Genomic DNA, 18,002 nt, shown 5'->3' on the forward strand with positions numbered 1-18,002 from the left:
ACGTTTATTAAACTCATTTTATTTTAAAAAGAAGGTAAAATATGAAGCATTCTTTAATAAATAAATTCTTGAAATTTTCATATGGAAGTTGGATTGGATTATTATTAGGATTAGCTACTACCATGATTACAACAAGGCTACTATCTCCAGATTCTTTTGGCAAAGTTGCGATGTTTGATTTATCTCTCCAAATAGGGTTGATTTTAGTTGTATTTGGAACAGATCAGTCATTCGTTAGATTTTTTTATGAGGAAGAGAAAGAAAAACGTGGGGCTTTGTTGTATAATTGTCTGCGTATCCCTTTATTAACTTCTACTTTTATATTAATAATAATATTGTTTCTTTATAAACAAATTTCATATTTTTTAATTGGAAAAGTTGACTTTGTTTTTGCAGTTATATTAGCTGTCGGTATATTTGCGCAACTTTTATTTAGGTACGGGCAATTAGTAATTCGCATGCAACAAAAAGCAAATCTTTATTCATTATTACAAATATTTGAAAGAACGTTTAATTTAATTTTCATATTGTTTTTTTTCTCACTATTAGGTTCAAATTTTCATGTATTAATCTATTCAAAAATCGTTACATTGTTAATACTAGTATTAATAGCATTATATTTTGGGAGACATCTTTGGAATATAAAGAACGTAAAAGTAAAAAATGCAAAGCATTCACAATCAGAAATAATTACTTTCGGAACGCCATTTATTTTTACGATTTTTATCACATGGATTTTTACATCTTTCGACAAAATAGCTTTACGGCAGTGGGGAGATTTTGAAGAGCTAGGATTATATACAGCCGCAATGCGGTTGGTAGCTTTGGTGATGGTATTGAAGCAAACTTTTTCAACTTTTTGGACACCAATAGCCTATGAAAAGTTTGAAAATAATCCAAGTGATAAAATGTTCTATCGCCATATTACTATCCTTGTATCATTTGGTATGTTTTTAGTGGCTATAGCTAGTATAGCTGGTAAAGATGTTATAGTTTTACTATTAGGTAATGACTATCACGGAGCGGCATCAATAATGCCCTTCTTAGTTTTTATGCCAATATTGTATACTATATCCGAGACTACAGTAATAGGAATTAATTTCTATAAAAAAAGTAAGTGGCATATATTTATTGCACTTGTTGCTTGTTTAACTAACATAGTTGGAAATTGGATGCTTGTCCCAGATTTTGGTGCGTTAGGCGCTTCACTATCAACAGCATTTTCCTACGTAATATTTTTTATTTTAAGAACCTCAATGTCACTAAAATTATTTAAAGTAAATTATCCACTTGGAAAAATCTACTTTATGCTTATTACTATAATGTTTTATGCTGTATATTCAATCTTTAATTCAAACATTATATTAAATATCATGATAGGTATTTCATTAACGTCTATTTTGATATTATTATATTTTAAAGATTTAATTTATATTTATAAAAATAGAAAAGTAATATTAGGATAAGTATTTAGGGTGATTTTTCATCACTTGGAAAACCTGCTAAAGCTTGTCTTTCTGATGTTTTATTTGATTACAAATCGTATGAGCGAAAAGGTGTTTATGCTGGTAATACTTACAACGACTTTTAAATCGCTTTTTTAAAATTAAGATACGGAGAACTGCATATTCGTATCCCTAGAGTTTAAAACAGAGAAAACCAACAACAATACATCAGCTCTATACGAACTTTCGAATGACTTTTTTATACAGTTTGTCATTCTACTTATATGAAGAGAGGGTTACGATAGATGAGATGGCGTGTCTCTTTTTTTAATTTGCTGAGAGCATGGTAAGAGGATTTGCACTTGTTGACACACCCTTACAAACTCTATAAGAGAAAATAAAATATTATAAGGGGAATAAATGTATGATTACAAACATAGCAAAAAAAAGAAATTTGTTTTTAATCACAGGCGCAGCTGGTTTTATCGGTTTCTACCTTTCTAAAGCTTTACTGGAACAAGGGCACACTGTTATCGGCCTCGATAACATAAATGATTACTACGATGTAAAAATAAAAGAAGACCGATTAGAGCAATTACAACTTTATGAAAAATTCACTTTCATTAAAGGTGATATTTCAGATAAAGAACTAATAATGAACATTTTTGCTAAATACAAAACTAATATTGTAGTCAATCTAGCAGCGCAAGCAGGTGTAAGGTATTCAATTGAAAATCCTGACGTATATATAGAAAGTAATATTATAGGCTTTTATAATATTTTAGAAGCATGCAGACATCACCCTGTAGATCATTTGGTATATGCTTCGTCCAGCTCGGTTTATGGGGCAAATAAAAAGGTGCCATTTGAAGAGACAGATTTTGTGGACAATCCAGTGTCTTTGTATGCTGCAACGAAAAAATCAAACGAGCTAATGGCTCATACATATAGCCACCTTTATAAGATACCTGCTACAGGATTACGTTTCTTTACGGTTTATGGGCCAATGGGAAGACCAGATATGGCTTACTTTGGTTTTGCCAATAAGTATTTTAATGGAGAGCCGATCAAAATATTTAATAATGGAGATTTTGAAAACGATCTTTATCGTGATTTCACATATATTGATGATATTGTTGAAGGTATCGAACGTTTATTAAGTAATCCTCCTAAAGGGGATGTAGAACATAAGGTATATAACATCGGAAATAATAATCCGGAAAAACTAATGGTATTTATTGAAACATTGGAGAAATGTCTAAGTAAATCGCTAGGTAAAGAGGTGGCGTTTGAGAAAGTATTTGAGCCAATTAAACCTGGTGATGTCCCAGCTACATATGCTTCAACAGAACAGTTACAACAGGAAGTTGGATTTCAACCAAAGACATCTATTGAAGAAGGTTTGCAAAAGTTTGCCGACTGGTACGTAGATTATTATAATGTGCAGTAAATTTTGGAATAGTTCCAAAATATGTTGACTATAAAGAAGATAAAAAGTAGATCGAACTCTACTATTAGTGACTTATCATGTATAAAAATATAATAGCTACTTATTTTTTTTGGATAAAAATCAAATCATGTTATGTCACCCTATAATTAAAATCTATCAAATCAGAATAATACCAAACAAAACTAGGAGGAATTACATATGAAAATCGCAGTTGCAGGTACAGGATATGTCGGTCTATCAAATGCTGTATTACTTGCACAGCACAATGAGGTAGTGGCGCTTGATATTATGCAGAAGAAAGTAGATATGATCAATAGTAAACAATCTCCTATTGTAGATACAGAGATTGATAACTTTCTAAAAAATAAAGAATTAAAATTACGAGCTACAACAGATATGGAAGAAGCGTATAAAGATGCAGACTATGTGGTTATTTCCACGCCGACCAACTATGATCCAGATAAAAATTATTTCGATACATCAACAGTGGAGGCTGTTATTCGTAATGTATTAGATACAAATCCTAATGCCGTAATGATTATTAAGTCTACTGTACCAGTAGGCTATACGAAAGAGATTAGCATTAGATTTGCAACAGACAATATTATCTTTTCTCCAGAATTTTTACGAGAAGGTAAGGCACTTTATGACAATTTATATCCTTCACGTATTATTGTTGGAGAACAGTCCGACCGTGCCAAAGTATTCGCTGATTTATTAGTACAAGGTGCAAAAAAGGAAAATATGGATGTCTTATTTACTCGCCCAACAGAGGCTGAAGCAATAAAACTATTTGCTAATACATATCTTGCTATGCGTGTAGCATTTTTTAATGAGCTTGATTCATATGCGGAAATACGTGGATTGGATACCAAACAAATTATTGAAGGGGTTTCACTTGATCCTCGTATCGGTGGACATTATAATAACCCTTCATTTGGCTATGGTGGTTACTGCTTACCAAAAGATACAAAGCAGCTTCTAGCAAACTATGAAGATGTTCCAAATAATATTATGGCTGCTATTGTTGATGCAAATCGAACTAGAAAAGATCATGTTGCAAATATGATCTTACAACGAAATCCTAAAGTAGTTGGTATTTATCGACTTACGATGAAGACAGATTCAGATAACTTCCGGCAATCTGCCATTCAAGGGGTTATGAAGCGTATTAAAGCAAAAGGAATTGAAGTTATTGTTTATGAACCGGTTTTAAAAGAAGAGACATTCTATAATTCTCGGGTTGTAAATGATTTAGAAGTATTTAAAGATGAAGCAGATGTCATTGTCGCTAACCGTTTAGATGATAATATCAGAGATGTATCGAATAAAGTATATACAAGAGATATTTTTAGTAGAGATTGATTTGGCATATTATAAATTGTAGATGGCAGCTTGAAAATAGCTGCCATCTGCCTTTAATGGTTTCCTTTTGTACTTTGCAGTGAAGACTTAGAAGATTGCAATTACAAATCGAGAATGTTGTAACTTGACGCGGAGCCTCGGCGAGCATGATGTTTTAGCCAAGAAGCCAGCTATAGTAAGGATTGGCTAAATAGATTAGATTATCATGCTCACTGCTCCGTATAAAGTTGTAACGGCTTACTTGTAAAACTCTCGACTATTACTTTGCAAAATACACCTTTTGTATGTTATCGAAAATTAGGTGCAAAAAATAGATTTCTCAAACATGGTTAAGCAGCAGAATTTCACATTTAAATATTTACCATTAAATTTAGAAATTGCATATAACATTAAAAAATTTTGGTATGGCTACTTAATATATAGTATAATGTCAAAAGGTGTAGAAAAATAGTTGACTTTCTATTTTTCTACGAGCTTTTATTTTACTATAGGAAAGTATAAAATTTTAGGGTTTATAGTATAAGAAAAACTATAGCTTTCGCTAAAGACTTGGCGATAAGCCGAGTTTTTCTAATAAGTAAGTAAAGCTAGCTTTTAAATAACTGAATAATAAAATAGGTAAAAAGGTGAACTTAAATGAAACGAAAAAAAAGTAAAAAATCAAAGAAACTTTGGCTGAAAATTCCGCTTTTAATCATTTTCCTTGCAGCTCTTGGTATGGGTGGATATGCTTATTCCATTTACCATAACGCCAAGTCCACCGTGAACAAAAAAATTAATGAACCGGTAGACACGATTGATACAGCTTCTACGAAGAAAAAGATGAAGGCAACTGAACCTTTGAATATTCTCTTACTTGGTGTGGATCAGAGAGGGAATGATAAAGGCCGTTCAGATGCATTAGTATTACTTTCTTTAGATCCAAAAAAGGATTCCATGCAATTGATCAGCATCCCGCGTGATACAAGAGCGATGATTGCTGGTAAGGGTATAGAAGATAAGATTAATCACGCTTATGCATATGGTGGAGCGGATATGACAGTAGCAACGGTAGAAAGCTTTTTAGATATTGATTTGGATTATTATGTACGTATGAACATGGAAGGGCTTGAAGAACTTGTAGATCAGCTCGGTACTATTGAGGTAGATAACGAGGTAGAATGGGATGATGGAAAATACAATTTTACAAAAGGTCCTATTGCACTTGATGGGGACAAAACCATGCACTATGTACGAATGCGTAAGCAAGATCCAGCTGGAGATTTTGGACGTACGGAACGGCAACGAAAAGTCATTGAAGGTATCATTGATCAAGGTGCATCTGTAGGATCGGTAAATAAAATCAATGGTATGATCGATGTATTAGGGAATAACATGGCAACGAATATGGACTTTAATGATATGAAAGACCTGTTATTCGGTTATAAAAATGTTCGAAAAAATGTTGTCAGTTATATGATGGAAGGTAGCGGTACAAATATTGATGGTATATATTACTATCTGGTTCCAGAAGAAGAAGTTTCAAAAGTGCAAGGGATGATTGCAGGGGCTTAGGGGTGACAATGATTTGAAAAGCTTGATCTCTGAAGTGCATAGGCTTTAGAAAAGGATCATTAATTTATTTGTCAATCCAATATGAATATATTAGTTATTAAATGGAAAATGGTAGAACAGAAGTTTGTTCTCTTTTTGCGGTTTTTCATCACTTGTTTTTGAATGGAGGGTCAACTGAAAAAGCTGATTCTCCATTTCTCTATTTAAAGACAGAAAAAGGATAAAAATATGGTGCGTTTCAGTGATGTGCAATGAAATCATACACAACATTACAAAGATCGAGTACATAGTTGGTATTTTGTTATTTTACACAGAGCGCCTACGAGCATGATTTATGAGCTCAGATATCACCAAAAGATCTGCTCCATTGCAAGAGGTTATCATGCTCGCTTCTCCGTGTAAAATAGTGGAAGGTTTTGTTATGTTTTTTTTGCAAATTTGTACCTATTCAATTGCTTAAGATATGGATTTTTATTTTACACTTTACAAAATATGATGAAAAGGGCCTACATCTGTTAAATCGTATTTTAATTTAGAGAGGTGGAGATGTTGATGAGAGCATTCTCTGTAAAAAGATATTTCTCAATTCATAGTTTTTTTATAGTTTATAAACAAGGGGTATTGTGATGTTCGCTTTACAAAAAGGTAGGAGAAAGGTTGGAAGAGCTTCTAAACGGAGCTTCAGTTTAAAGGTAAAAATGATTATTCTGATCAGCTTTCTGATTGTTGGGATTTTTATTATCTTTGGTTTGTTTCTTCGCTCATTTATTTCAACAACAATAGAAGATCAAATTGCCAAACGTGCGTTAAGTGTGTCACAGAGTATTGCAAATATGCCAAGTATAAGAGAGGCTTTTGAGTTGGAAAACCCTGAGAATGTTATTCAGGATATCGTTCAACCAATTCAGAAGAGCATTGGTGCAGAATTTATTGTTGTCGGAAATAAGAAAGGGATTCGTTATTCGCATCCACACCCGGAAAGAATAGGAAAGCAAATGGTCGGCGGTGATAACGTTCGTGCCTTAAAAAAAGGAGAATCCTATATATCGAAACGGGAGGGGTCGTTAGGATTATCTATTCGGGGTAAAACGCCAATTAGAAATCAAGATGGAGCAATCATTGGGGTAGTATCAGTTGGCTTTTTAAATGAAGAAGTTCAGAATATTATTCAACAGCAAATTAGATCCGTGTGGCTAACATTATTTGGTATTATTTTAGTAGGGATTTTTGGAGCAATTGCTATAGCCATCTATCTAAAAAAACTATTATCCAATATGGAACCAGAGGAAATCTCACAAATATTATTGCAAAGGGAGGCGATTTTGCAGTCTACGCATGAGGGGATCATCGCTGTCGATAAACAAGGCAAGATTATGATGATGAATGTTGCTGCACAAAACGTCTTATTTAATCAGGAATTGGAAAGTAGTCAGTATATTGGACGATCTGCAAGCGAATTTTTACCGCATACGGATTTGCTACATGTGCTAGAAACTGGTGAGAGGCATTTTAATAAAGAGATGGTACTTGGTGATGCAATTGTATTAACGAATCGAACCCCAATCTTTCACCAACAATCCATTATTGGAGCTGTCTTTACGTTTCGAAAAAAAACAGAACTTGAAAACATTACAAAAGAATTATCACAAATAAAGCAGTATTCCAATGCTCAGCGTGCACAGACACATGAATTTTCAAATAAACTTTATACCATTCTTGGATTATTACAGCTTGGTAAACGGGAAGAAGCTATAACGTATATTAAACAAGAAAACAAAACGCAGCTGGAGTTTTCACAATTTTTACTGAAAAATGTTGCTGATCCAATGTTTCAAGGGTTATTACAAGGAAAACTTAATCAGTCAAATGAGCTTGGAATTAAGATGACGATTCATCCGGATAGTCAACTCGATACTATCTTTACCGGAGAAAAACAGAAGGCATTTTTAACGACTGCTGGTAATTTGATCGAGAATGCCATTGAATCCGTCAAGCATGAAGCAAAATCAAAGCGAAAAGTTGCTATCTTGTTTACGGATATTGGAGAGGATGTCATTGTTGAGGTAGATGATTCGGGTTCTGGTGTTGCACCTGACGACATCAACTATATTTTTGAACAAGGATATACAACAAAAGATGGAGAAAATCGCGGAATTGGTCTAGCTTTGAGTAAACATGTTTTAAATCGTGTCGGAGGCAATATTCTAGTAGAAGAAGGAGAACTAGGAGGGGCTTGTTTTATAATGATTATGCCAAAGGATGGAGGGAAAAGTTATGGGCAGGAAGATACATGTTCTTATTATTGAAGATGATTTTCGTGTTGCAGCTATAAATAAGCAATTCGTAGAACAAATAGGTGGATATCAAGTTGTAAATAGTGTCAAAACAGCTCAGGAGGCTTATCAATATCTCCAAATGCCAGGAGTGGAAGTAGATTTAGTGTTATTAGATATATATATTCCTGATGTAGAAGGTTTGGAACTATTCTGGCGGTTACGTACACAATATCGAGCAATAGATATTGTTATTGTTTCCGCTGCTGCAGAAGCAGACGTCATTGAGGAAGTACTTCGTGGAGGGGTTTTTGATTATATTATTAAGCCAGTAGATGCCGATCGTTTTAATCAGATGCTCAAGCAATATGAACAAAGGCGTCATTTCCTATCATCGAAGGAGTTCTTAGAGCAACATGAAGTCGATATTCTAATCCAAAGGAAGATCAATCGTTTTCCTAATAAAACAAATAAAGAATTACCAAAAGGGATTGATCCGATCACTTTGGAGGAAGTTACGAATTTATTAAAATATAAGAAGATGAAAGGGATTACTGCGGTCGAGTTAAGTGAGCAAATTGGTACAAGTCGATCCACAGCCAGAAGATATTTGGAGTATCTCGTTACTCTAAAGAAGATTCGGACAACCCTTCTTTATGGAAATGTCGGTAGACCAGAACGCTTTTACGTCCCCTATGAAACTTATGAACAAAATGCTACAAATAAGAATTAATATATTTATTAACACAATATTTGAATCGCTTACATTCCATGGTATTTTTATAATTAACAATAATATTAGACTTTTCGTTAATCTTTTATAGCGAGAAGGATTCGTTTCTCTAACTAAATTTTTATTGGAATATGTTCAAAAGAGTGTAGAAATATTGACCCATCTAGGTTGAAATTTTTTAAAAACAGTGGTTTTTACTTAGTGAGATGTTGTCACGGTTAAAGCTTTTTTTGTGTGACGTATTGCTGCCGACGTTTTTCTTATTGTCCAGCAAATGTATGTATATTTTTGGAAAATAGCATCGTTTAGTTTAATGTGCCAAAGCTCAAACAAACTTTGGTCTTCTTCCTACGATTCGTTAACATCGGTTTCTCCTGTTGCCGTGTTCGTTATCGTCAAAAGATATCAGTTTGGGTCACTAACAAATCGTTAATCTTTTTTTATATTTTTGCTACATCGATACTAGCATGTTCCGTACGTCAAGCTTGAGGCAGTGTTTTGAACAAGAGAATGTATATTAGATACATAGGTAATCTATAGTTTTGCAATAAAGAAATACAATGCTTTATTTTTTATACTATAGGATAGTATAAAACTTTAGGCTTTATCGTATAAGAAAAACGATAGCTTCCGCCATAAAGACTTGGCGACAAGCCAAGTCTTTCTAACATTACTTTTGAACATCCAATATCAGTAGAGAATACGAAATATTGATAGCGTTTGCATGATTTGATGTAGCAAGCCACTTGGCTCATGCAGAAGGGGGATATCATGGGAGTTCTAAGTATCATTGGATTTTTGACGATCATTATTATTGTACTATTATTAATAAGTGGGCGAGTTACACCAATTATAGCGTTAGTATTAACACCTATTATTGGAGCGTTTATTGCTGGATTTGGACTAGAGGAAATTGGAGCATTTTTTGATGAGGGGATTACTGATGTAGTACATGTTGCGATTATGTTTATTTTTGCTATTCTATTCTTTGGAATAATGCAAGACGTTGGCTTGTTTGATCCGTTGATTCGTGGCATGATTTCTATATCACAGGGAAACGTCATTGCAATTTGCATCGGGAGTGTTGTGATTGCCGCAATCGCACAGTTGGATGGATCCGGTGCCTCAACATTCCTGATTACTATACCAGCGTTGCTTCCGTTATACAAGAAGCTAAAAATGAATCCATATATACTACTGCTACTCATAGGTGGAAGCGCAAGTATTATGAATATGCTACCATGGGCTGGACCGTTGGGTAGATCAGCATCTGTATTAAATATGGATGTAACAGAATTATGGAGACCGTTAATACCTATTCAAGCGATTGGGCTCGTACTGATGATTGTTTTAGCAATTGTTCTTGGTTATCGAGAAAAAAAGCGAATTACGAAAGAATATGGATCTATTGCAGCAGCTGCGTCTATTGAACCTGATTTGCAAATTGGAAAAGAAACTTCAGAAAGTATAAAGACAGAGCCGGCACCTGCTCAATCCAAGAAATTATGGATAAACGTTATTTTAACAATTGCGGTTATAGGTACATTAGTTTGGGGAGTCATACCAGCAGGGCTTGTATTTATGATTGGGGTAAGTTTAGCGTTACCAATTAATTATCCGAAAATGCAAGATCAAATGGATCGTATTCGCTATCATGCTCCAAATGCATTAATGATGGCAACGATTATACTTGCAGCCGGAACGTTTTTAGGAGTTCTTACCGGTACAGGGATGTTGAATGCCATTGCAGAAGATATTGTCACCGTAATTCCAGCATTCATCGCTCCGTATGTACATTTAATAATCGGATTTTTCGGTGTTCCATTTGATTTGTTATTAAGCACAGATGCGTATTACTTTGCATTAATGCCAGTAGTCGAACAAATTGCAACCGGTTTTGGTATTGATTCTTTATCTACCACTTACGCCATGATTGTTGGCAACATCGTTGGAACGTTTATCAGCCCATTTTCACCAGCAGTTTGGTTGGCTTTAGGACTAGCGGGCTTGGAAATGGGACGTCACATCCGCTATTCGTTGTTTTGGTTATGGGGGCTTAGCTTAGTCCTATTGGTTTTTTCCATAATAATCGGATTAATTATTGTATAATGAAGGCTGCACGTTATGTGCGGCCTCTTGGAGTTTATGGACATAATTAGCATTAAGAAAAAAGAGCTGGATGTTAGCTCTAATGTGCTCGAAGTTGTTAGCCATTAAAATACTCGAAATAACATGTTGAGCTTTCAATCTCTAGAACATAATTGATTACTACAGTAGGTTTAAAGCTTGTATATAATAATTAGTCAAATAACCGGCACTAGTGGAGACAATTTTACTACTTCCATTTTTACTAATCTTGAACTGGAGAAAAGTATGGTGTTAATACTGCGGAAACACAAGCTTAAGTAATCATGGCAATTTATGTAGTGAGGCGTGGTATGAAATGGACTATTAAAAAATATGACGAAACAGCTGTGAATATAAAGATCAATAAAAGGGTTTGAAGGTTTAAAAAAGCACCTTCTGCCGAGCACGATTATAGAAGTTTTTTTGTAGATTGCAGTTTAAGAATTTGGAAAGACCAAAAACCATATTTTTACCGAGGAATAAGGTTTATGATCTTCAACAATAGCACTCGATTGCTCAAGATAAAAAAAGTTCTATTGAGGTGATCAAAGCTAATACGAAAGCAGCAATGCTTAAAAAGCCCCCAAAATCTTTTTTATCTTTTTGAAGTACACCAATTCCATTAACTAACATTAATGCTCCTAAAAACAACATCATAAATGGAAACAATACAAGATTATTAGTAATTGAACTATATCCTGATAAAACGAGGACTATTATTGCTAAAACAACTCTAATTATAGTTAACAAAATATCTCCCCCTTGCCACCTATTACAATTCCCATCCATATATCTTTTTTGCCGAGAATACCACGGAATTATCTTCATATTCTTACAAGAATTATAACTTCTGTATAAGTTAACGTTAGCATTGCATAAATAAAATATAGATTCAATGGGGGATGTGTCAATGTTGGTGTTTTTTTGGGTTGACTATCTTCTGTTTTTCTTCATGTATCATGACAAAAAACAAAACCAATGCAAGAAGAATTTCCGTATGAAATCACACTTTAATTTTAAACCAAGGTGCGACAACTAAGCGTTATACTGATCACAAGGTGTCAAAAGAAATTTCAATCCATGCACCTATATAAGGTGCGACGGTGTATGGCAATGAAAAATACAAACAAACGTTCTATTTCAATCCACGCACCTATATAAGGTGCGACTATAACAAAAGCGCTTAATATAAATACTCACACTATATTTCAATCCACGCACCTGTATAAGGTGCGACATAAGACTGCTGAATACGTGTTAGGGCTTATCCTGATTTCAATCCACGCACCTATATAAGGTGCGACTACGAGCTTGTACACTCGTTTCTTCATATGCTGGATTTCAATCCACGCACCTATATAAGGTGCGACCTAAGTCATTTTGTTCAATTTCTGGATGAATGTATATTTCAATCCACGCACCTATATAAGGTGCGACGTTATTGCATCTGTGGAGGGGCTTGGGGAACAAGCAATTTCAATCCACGCACCTATATAAGGTGCGACTGCGATTTCAGCATAAATTTTTACAAATATAACAAAAAACTGCCTATTTTAGAGAACAAAAGGAAAAAAATGAACCATTTCTCTCCACCTTTTTCAATTATTTACCAAAAACAAAATAAATAATGGTGCGAATCCCCTAGGGTTTTTATGTGCACTTCAGGTTCGCACCAAGTTTAATACCCTAGCTTTCATACAATTATTATATGATAGTGCAGAGGGTTTGTCATTTATTAACGAAAATCAATCGTACAAGTGGAAGAATCTTAAAATATGTGCAAATAAAATCAAAGAATGATGTTTTCCTCTTTGTAGATTAAGTTATTTCGACAATTAGTAGCAAAATGAATAATTGGTGTTTCAATTTCATTCACAGGGTGATCTGTAAATTGAAAGTAAAATTAAATTACTACAGCATAGTATAAACGACAAATTTAAGCAAAATACTGTTATATTTATCGAAAAAAATGATTAAGTTCAAAGTGGATAAATTAAGGAATTAAAATCATAAATCGCAATCATTACTATTTACAATTTAGTAAAGATGTTTTATAATAACTTATAAAACGTAATCATTACGATTTAAGGTGATTTTGAGATAGAGTATAAATTATTGATAGGAGTTGATCAAATGGCAAAAAAGTCTAAAATTGCAAAAGAGAAAAAACGCCAGAAGATGGTTGAACAATATGCTGCCTTGAGAAAAGAGTTAAAAGCAAAAGGTGATTATGAAGCAATTCGTAAATTACCACGAGATTCTTCTCCAACTCGCTTGAAAAATCGCTGTGAAGTTACAGGCAGACCACGTGGCTACATGCGAAAGTTCAATATGTCACGCATTGCCTTTAGAGAATATGCTCATAAAGGGCAAATACCAGGTGTGAAAAAAGCTAGTTGGTAGGGGCCAGTGTTTTGGAGAACTAAAATAAGTTAACAGGGGCATCTTAAAGTGTTGTCCCTGTATTATTTTTTATACAAAATAATAATTAATTCTTTGTACATAGAAGAAGAGGGGAAGGTCAATGAGTAAAAAATACCAGTGAACGTTTTAAGTGGTTTTCTAGGAGCAGGTAAAACATCTCTACTCAATCATCTTCTTGAAAATCAGAAAGGGTTAAAAATAGCCATTATTGTTAACGACATGAGTGAAATTAATGTTGACGCAAAGCTTGTGAAGGAAGGCGGCTTTGTTAGAGCGAAAGAAAATATGGTTGAAATGACCAATGGTTGTATTTGCTGTACATTACGAGAAGATTTAGTAGTGGAATTAGAGAAATTAGCTAAGTTGGATATTGATTATGTGTTAATTGAGTCAAGCGGTGTATCTGAACCGATCCCAGTAGCTCAGAGTTTCGTATATCATGATTAAGAATTGGGGATAGATTTAAACACCTTATTCCAGCTTGATACAATGGTAACGGTTGTCAATGGGCAGCAGTTTTGGGAGGAGTATCGATCAGAGGATTTATTAATCGACCGGCAATTACATGCTTCTGATGATGATGAAAGAGCTATTGTTGATTTACTGATTGATCAAATTGAATTTGCAAATGTCATCGTTTTAAATAAAATAGATAAGATTTCTAACGAAAATATAGAGTTAAAGAATTTGCTTTATAAGTTAAATCCAGAAGCGAAGATTATCCCAACAAGCTTTGGACAAATAGCTCCATTACAGGTGCTTCATACTAATCAATTTAACTTTGAAAAGGTAAGTCAAGGTGCTGGTTGGATCAAAGAATTAAATGAAGAGCATACACCATAAACGGAAGAGTATGGTATTAGTTCATTTGTTTATAGAAGCAGAAAGCCATTCCATCCAAAATGATTTGAGCAATGGTTAGAGAACTGGCCAAAGGAAATTATCCGTACAAAAGGTTTCTTCTGGTTAATAACGAGAAACGATGTAGCAGGTCTCTTGTCACAGGCTGGATCTATGATTACATTAGAAGCAGCTGGTAAGTGGCTAGCAAGCTATTCTCAGGAGGAACAAGAAGAATTAAAGGCACAAGATCCAGCTTTGTTTGAAAAATGGGATGAACAGACAGGAGACAGAATGACAGAGCTAGTTTTTATTGGGAGAGACATGGATAAGGAGCAGGTTATGGCTTCATTAAATCAATGTTTAGTAACAGAAAAAGAAGAAGAAAAACCAATTTCTTCTTTCGCAGATTCGTTACCCCCATTCTTAATAAGGTAAATGTTTTTTCGGGATAACCTTGCCACTTAAACAACTGTCTAGTTAAATAATGGTATAACCGGGTGGTATTTCAGAAATTTAAGACGAATATATTACAGGTTCAGTTTATTGATTTTTTCAGCACCTCTTTTTAAAAAGGGGTGCTTACTACGTTGTGCAAGACCACACCTTAAGGCCTTTACAACCTATTTTAACTCACGCACCAATATAAGGTGCGACAGCATCCATCAGCATGCTTTTCTAAAAGTTACTACTATTTCAATCCACGCACCTATATAAGGTGCGACACTGAGCCCCGTCACTAGACCAGTAACCAGTAACTTCGATTTCAATCCACGCACCTAAATAAGGTGCGACATCTTCAGCGTTATCATATACAGATAATAAGATTACGATTTCAATCCACGCACCTATATAAGGTGCGACTTGAATACAACGAAATAACTTTCCTTGCTTATCCTTTATTTCAATCCACGCACCTATATAAGGTGCGACAATAATTACTTGTCCAATAGTGGTAACCTATACCTATTTCAATCCACGCACCTATATAAGGTGCGACACATGAATTTAATCGGAAATTACTCACTTCTGAGATTTCAATCCACGCACCTATATAAGGTGCGACTGCGATTTCAGCATAAAATTTTACAAATATAACATAAAACCGCCTATTTTAGAGAGGAAAAGTAAAAAAATGAACGTTTTTTCTTCGTTTTTTTCCAATTATTTACCAAAAATAAAATAAATAATGGTGCGAATCCCCTAGGGTTTTTATGTGCACTTCAGGTTCGCACCAGATGGAATAAAAATTTTGGAGAAATCTTTCTCGTACTATTATAGGCTAATTTTAGCTTATTAGCATCTGTTAAGATACATTACCTAATAAAAAAATTGAAGTTTAAAGAAATCTACAATTACACCAAAGCTTGATTTATTCTAACGATTATAGGCTAATTTCCAATATTGTGCTTAAGTACTGAATAGAAGCTTTTCATTGGGTTTCCGATTTCGAATTAGTCTATTCCAGTTTTACGTCTCAACTTTTAAGCATCCTCTCTAACTTCATATGGAAATGTTTCAACTTTAGTGTGTCCACTCTCAATTTTATGAACTTATGTATCAACTTCGAGGCATTCACTCCCAATTATTGAGGAGATGTCGTGGCTTCAATCATACTTTCTCAGCTTTGATCCGCCTTCGTTCTCTCCTGACCCCTACATTTATTCTTCAAATTCTTCTATTTTAGTCTAATATCAAGGATAATACGAACCAATTATGGTGTGAATGACCTGGGGGTTTTATCTCGCTTGTAACTGGCAGTAAGATCTGCCCTTTCATGCCATGAGGTGAAACATAGCGAAAACTCTAGCAATAAGTAGACAAGGGTGAAATAGTGATGGGATATAAAGATGTTGAAGAATTTGTAGTACGGAAGAAATTCGGTAATAGCAAAAATGGGTTTATCTGTTTTCTATATTTTGGAAGTGAAACAACCAAAAAAGGAAGGATTAATGAAAGAAGCATCAAAAAAATGACGAAAGCACGTATCGCTCTCGTCATTTCACTTTCTTTAAAACCAAACGACGATTAGAAGGCTCCGGAACCTCCTCCACCGCCCCCAACCCCAGCTCCGCCTCCGCCACTACTGATTGTAGTGTCAGTTGTCGCTGCTGTTACAGTTGAATTAACCTCGTCAAATTGCTCGTTAAGAGCTGCTGCAACAAGCACGAACATCATTAAATCTGTATTGGGATTGTAAGTTGATGATGTGGTATTCTTAAATAGCTGTTTATTCTTTTGCGTTATTGGGGCATGATTGACACCAAATCCATATATAAAGGCCCGTTTTTGTTCATCGCTGACAAGTGTTTCCCATTCAGCGTCTGGTAGATTAGAGTATTTTTCCTCAAATTCCTTCCACTGTTTATAAATACGTGCTCCTTTTAATGTTCGTGGACGGTAAGTGATGGCGAATAAGATCAGTACAACAAAGTAGAGCAAGGAAATAGACATGTTACCATAGAGTTCATGGATCGCAAAAATGATGATGAACGGAAGGATGATCAAGCTTAATAGACCTGCTGCTGCTCGAATACCAAATGGTTTATCTATCAGTTTATGGTCAGTCATTTCCTTTTTCACGCTATATTGATAAGAATCCATCTTTCTTTGATAAATATCTTGATTGGTTGTTGTTTTCGTAAATTCCTGTAAATCATTTGTGCGAAAGACACCGTTTTGTCCAACGGTATAGAATAGCCAATCAATTAGAATTGCTTCATGCTCATGGTCGGTTTGCTCATGGACTACAATAAATGTATTTTTGTCCTTTTCATCACGTTTAACGTATCCTTTTCGCTCCAAATCAAGTAAAGCTGCAGTCATCGCCTCAGGACCAATTTGACCTCGATTCATATAAGCAATTGTTGCAGGCAGACTCATTTCTTGTTTTGGTAAAAAATAAGCAGATTCAGATGTACGCTCTAATTCTAGTTTTTGTACATGCATTCGTCTCCAAGCGAAAAATAACAAGATCAAACTCAAAATTGTAAATATACCTAAGACATAGGGTGAAATATCTTCTAACATGGTTTTCCTCTGAATAAATGCCTTTTCCTTATCCATTAGCTCTTGCTTTGTAGCAAGTAATTGCTCAAGCATGAGTTTATCTTCGGTAATGGAGACACTAGGGAAAAGAGATTTATCATAAGCAACAGTGATGTCACCATTTTCACCGCTCTCAACATATCCCATCGCATAATGAATCACACCGCCTGCTTCCTGCTTCTCTGTTGCAAAAGCAGCGACTTCTCCGTATGCAACGACATCCTCTGTTTTCTTCGGAGGGTGGATAAAGATATCGAGTTGCTCATAAGCAGTCTCATTGCTGCTATCAAAAAAAGGCCACGCAAATACAACAACATCTTTATACGCTTTTAGACTATCTTCAATGATATAGGATAATTGAATGGTGACCGTTTCATCTTCACCACGTCGATAAATTTTATAGGTATCATCTTCCTGCTTTACCTCTAACGCTTTTCCTTTTTCGGTAGCCGTTACGTCATGAATAGAGGATCCTTCTTTTGGAATTAACGTGCGAGTCATTCCATTAAATTTTCCTTCGAACTGATAGGTATGCTCTTCGACTACCTCAATTTCTCCATCTTCCTGTAAAAAAGCCTCTATTTTACTTTGTTCAATAGAAAAATCTACCGCAAAAACAGTGCTGGGTATAAGACATAGAGTTATTATGATTCCAAATAATAGACCGATTTTTTTAACCATCGTTTTCCTCCTTATAGTTTGTATTACGAAAAACGCATGTAAAAGTTTCAATGGAAGCGAGC

The 18,002-nt window shown here is 34.7% G+C and carries 11 protein-coding genes, 1 pseudogene and 2 CRISPR repeat arrays; of the genes and pseudogenes, 10 read left to right on the forward strand and 2 right to left on the reverse strand.

Translation table 11 applies throughout. From position 1 onward, the window contains the following. The first annotated feature begins 41 nt into the window (after positions 1-41). The 7 genes from JNUCC74_RS03790 (at position 42) to JNUCC74_RS03820 (ending at position 10,929) form a co-directional block, all read left to right on the forward strand. Positions 42-1,466: a lipopolysaccharide biosynthesis protein gene (locus JNUCC74_RS03790; RefSeq protein WP_454066968.1), complete on the forward strand. Its 1,425-nt coding sequence runs from the start codon at positions 42-44 to the stop codon at positions 1,464-1,466. 403 nt (positions 1,467-1,869) lie between these two features. After that, positions 1,870-2,895 carry a GDP-mannose 4,6-dehydratase gene (locus tag JNUCC74_RS03795; protein ID WP_454066969.1) on the forward strand — a complete coding sequence of 342 codons (1,026 nt, stop codon included), beginning with the start codon at positions 1,870-1,872 and terminating at the stop codon, positions 2,893-2,895. Between the two features lie 198 nt (positions 2,896-3,093). Then, positions 3,094-4,260: a nucleotide sugar dehydrogenase gene (locus JNUCC74_RS03800; RefSeq protein ID WP_454066970.1), complete on the forward strand. Its 1,167-nt coding sequence runs from the start codon at positions 3,094-3,096 to the stop codon at positions 4,258-4,260. Positions 4,261-4,896: 636 nt separating this feature from the next. Continuing rightward, a complete protein-coding gene (locus JNUCC74_RS03805; protein ID WP_454066971.1) occupies positions 4,897-5,814 on the forward strand; it encodes an LCP family glycopolymer transferase in 918 nt (305 codons plus the stop codon). A 626-nt stretch (positions 5,815-6,440) separates the two neighbouring features. Next, entirely contained in the window at positions 6,441-8,120 is a 1,680-nt protein-coding gene (locus tag JNUCC74_RS03810; protein WP_454066972.1) for an ATP-binding protein, read from the forward strand. Further along, complete coding sequence (locus tag JNUCC74_RS03815) at positions 8,089-8,820, forward strand: response regulator (protein WP_077319505.1); 732 nt, start codon at positions 8,089-8,091, stop codon at positions 8,818-8,820. The genes JNUCC74_RS03810 and JNUCC74_RS03815 overlap by 32 nt, the downstream gene beginning before the upstream one ends. Positions 8,821-9,591: 771 nt before the next feature. Continuing rightward, positions 9,592-10,929, forward strand: coding sequence for a CitMHS family transporter (locus JNUCC74_RS03820; protein ID WP_454066973.1), 1,338 nt, complete (start codon positions 9,592-9,594; stop codon positions 10,927-10,929). A gap of 534 nt (positions 10,930-11,463) precedes the next feature. On the opposite strand, the gene JNUCC74_RS03825 is transcribed toward JNUCC74_RS03820, so the two are convergent. Continuing rightward, positions 11,464-11,697, reverse strand: coding sequence for a DUF3953 domain-containing protein (locus tag JNUCC74_RS03825; protein ID WP_454066974.1), 234 nt, complete (start codon positions 11,695-11,697; stop codon positions 11,464-11,466). A 320-nt stretch (positions 11,698-12,017) separates the two neighbouring features. Beyond that, positions 12,018-12,452: a CRISPR direct-repeat array (repeat unit 32 nt; unit sequence ATTTCAATCCACGCACCTATATAAGGTGCGAC). A gap of 628 nt (positions 12,453-13,080) precedes the next feature. Between JNUCC74_RS03825 and rpsN the strand changes: the two genes are divergently transcribed. The 3 genes and pseudogenes from rpsN (at position 13,081) to JNUCC74_RS03840 (ending at position 16,243) form a co-directional block, all read left to right on the forward strand. Then, on the forward strand, positions 13,081-13,350 hold the full coding sequence (gene rpsN / locus JNUCC74_RS03830) for a 30S ribosomal protein S14 (protein WP_077302463.1): 270 nt from the start codon (positions 13,081-13,083) through the stop codon (positions 13,348-13,350). A gap of 132 nt (positions 13,351-13,482) precedes the next feature. Next, a pseudogene (locus JNUCC74_RS03835) lies at positions 13,483-14,649 on the forward strand (GTP-binding protein). Positions 14,650-14,836: 187 nt separating this feature from the next. After that, positions 14,837-15,277: a CRISPR direct-repeat array (repeat unit 32 nt; unit sequence ATTTCAATCCACGCACCTATATAAGGTGCGAC). Positions 15,278-16,048: 771 nt separating this feature from the next. After that, positions 16,049-16,243: a hypothetical protein gene (locus JNUCC74_RS03840; protein WP_454066975.1), complete on the forward strand. Its 195-nt coding sequence runs from the start codon at positions 16,049-16,051 to the stop codon at positions 16,241-16,243. Here the strand turns inward: JNUCC74_RS03840 and JNUCC74_RS03845 are convergent. Continuing rightward, positions 16,240-17,940: a DUF2207 domain-containing protein gene (locus JNUCC74_RS03845; RefSeq protein ID WP_454066976.1), complete on the reverse strand. Its 1,701-nt coding sequence runs from the start codon at positions 17,938-17,940 to the stop codon at positions 16,240-16,242. The genes JNUCC74_RS03840 and JNUCC74_RS03845 overlap by 4 nt on opposite strands. Positions 17,941-18,002: the final 62 nt, after the last annotated feature.

The sequence above is a fragment of the Cerasibacillus sp. JNUCC 74 genome (genome assembly GCF_053667775.1).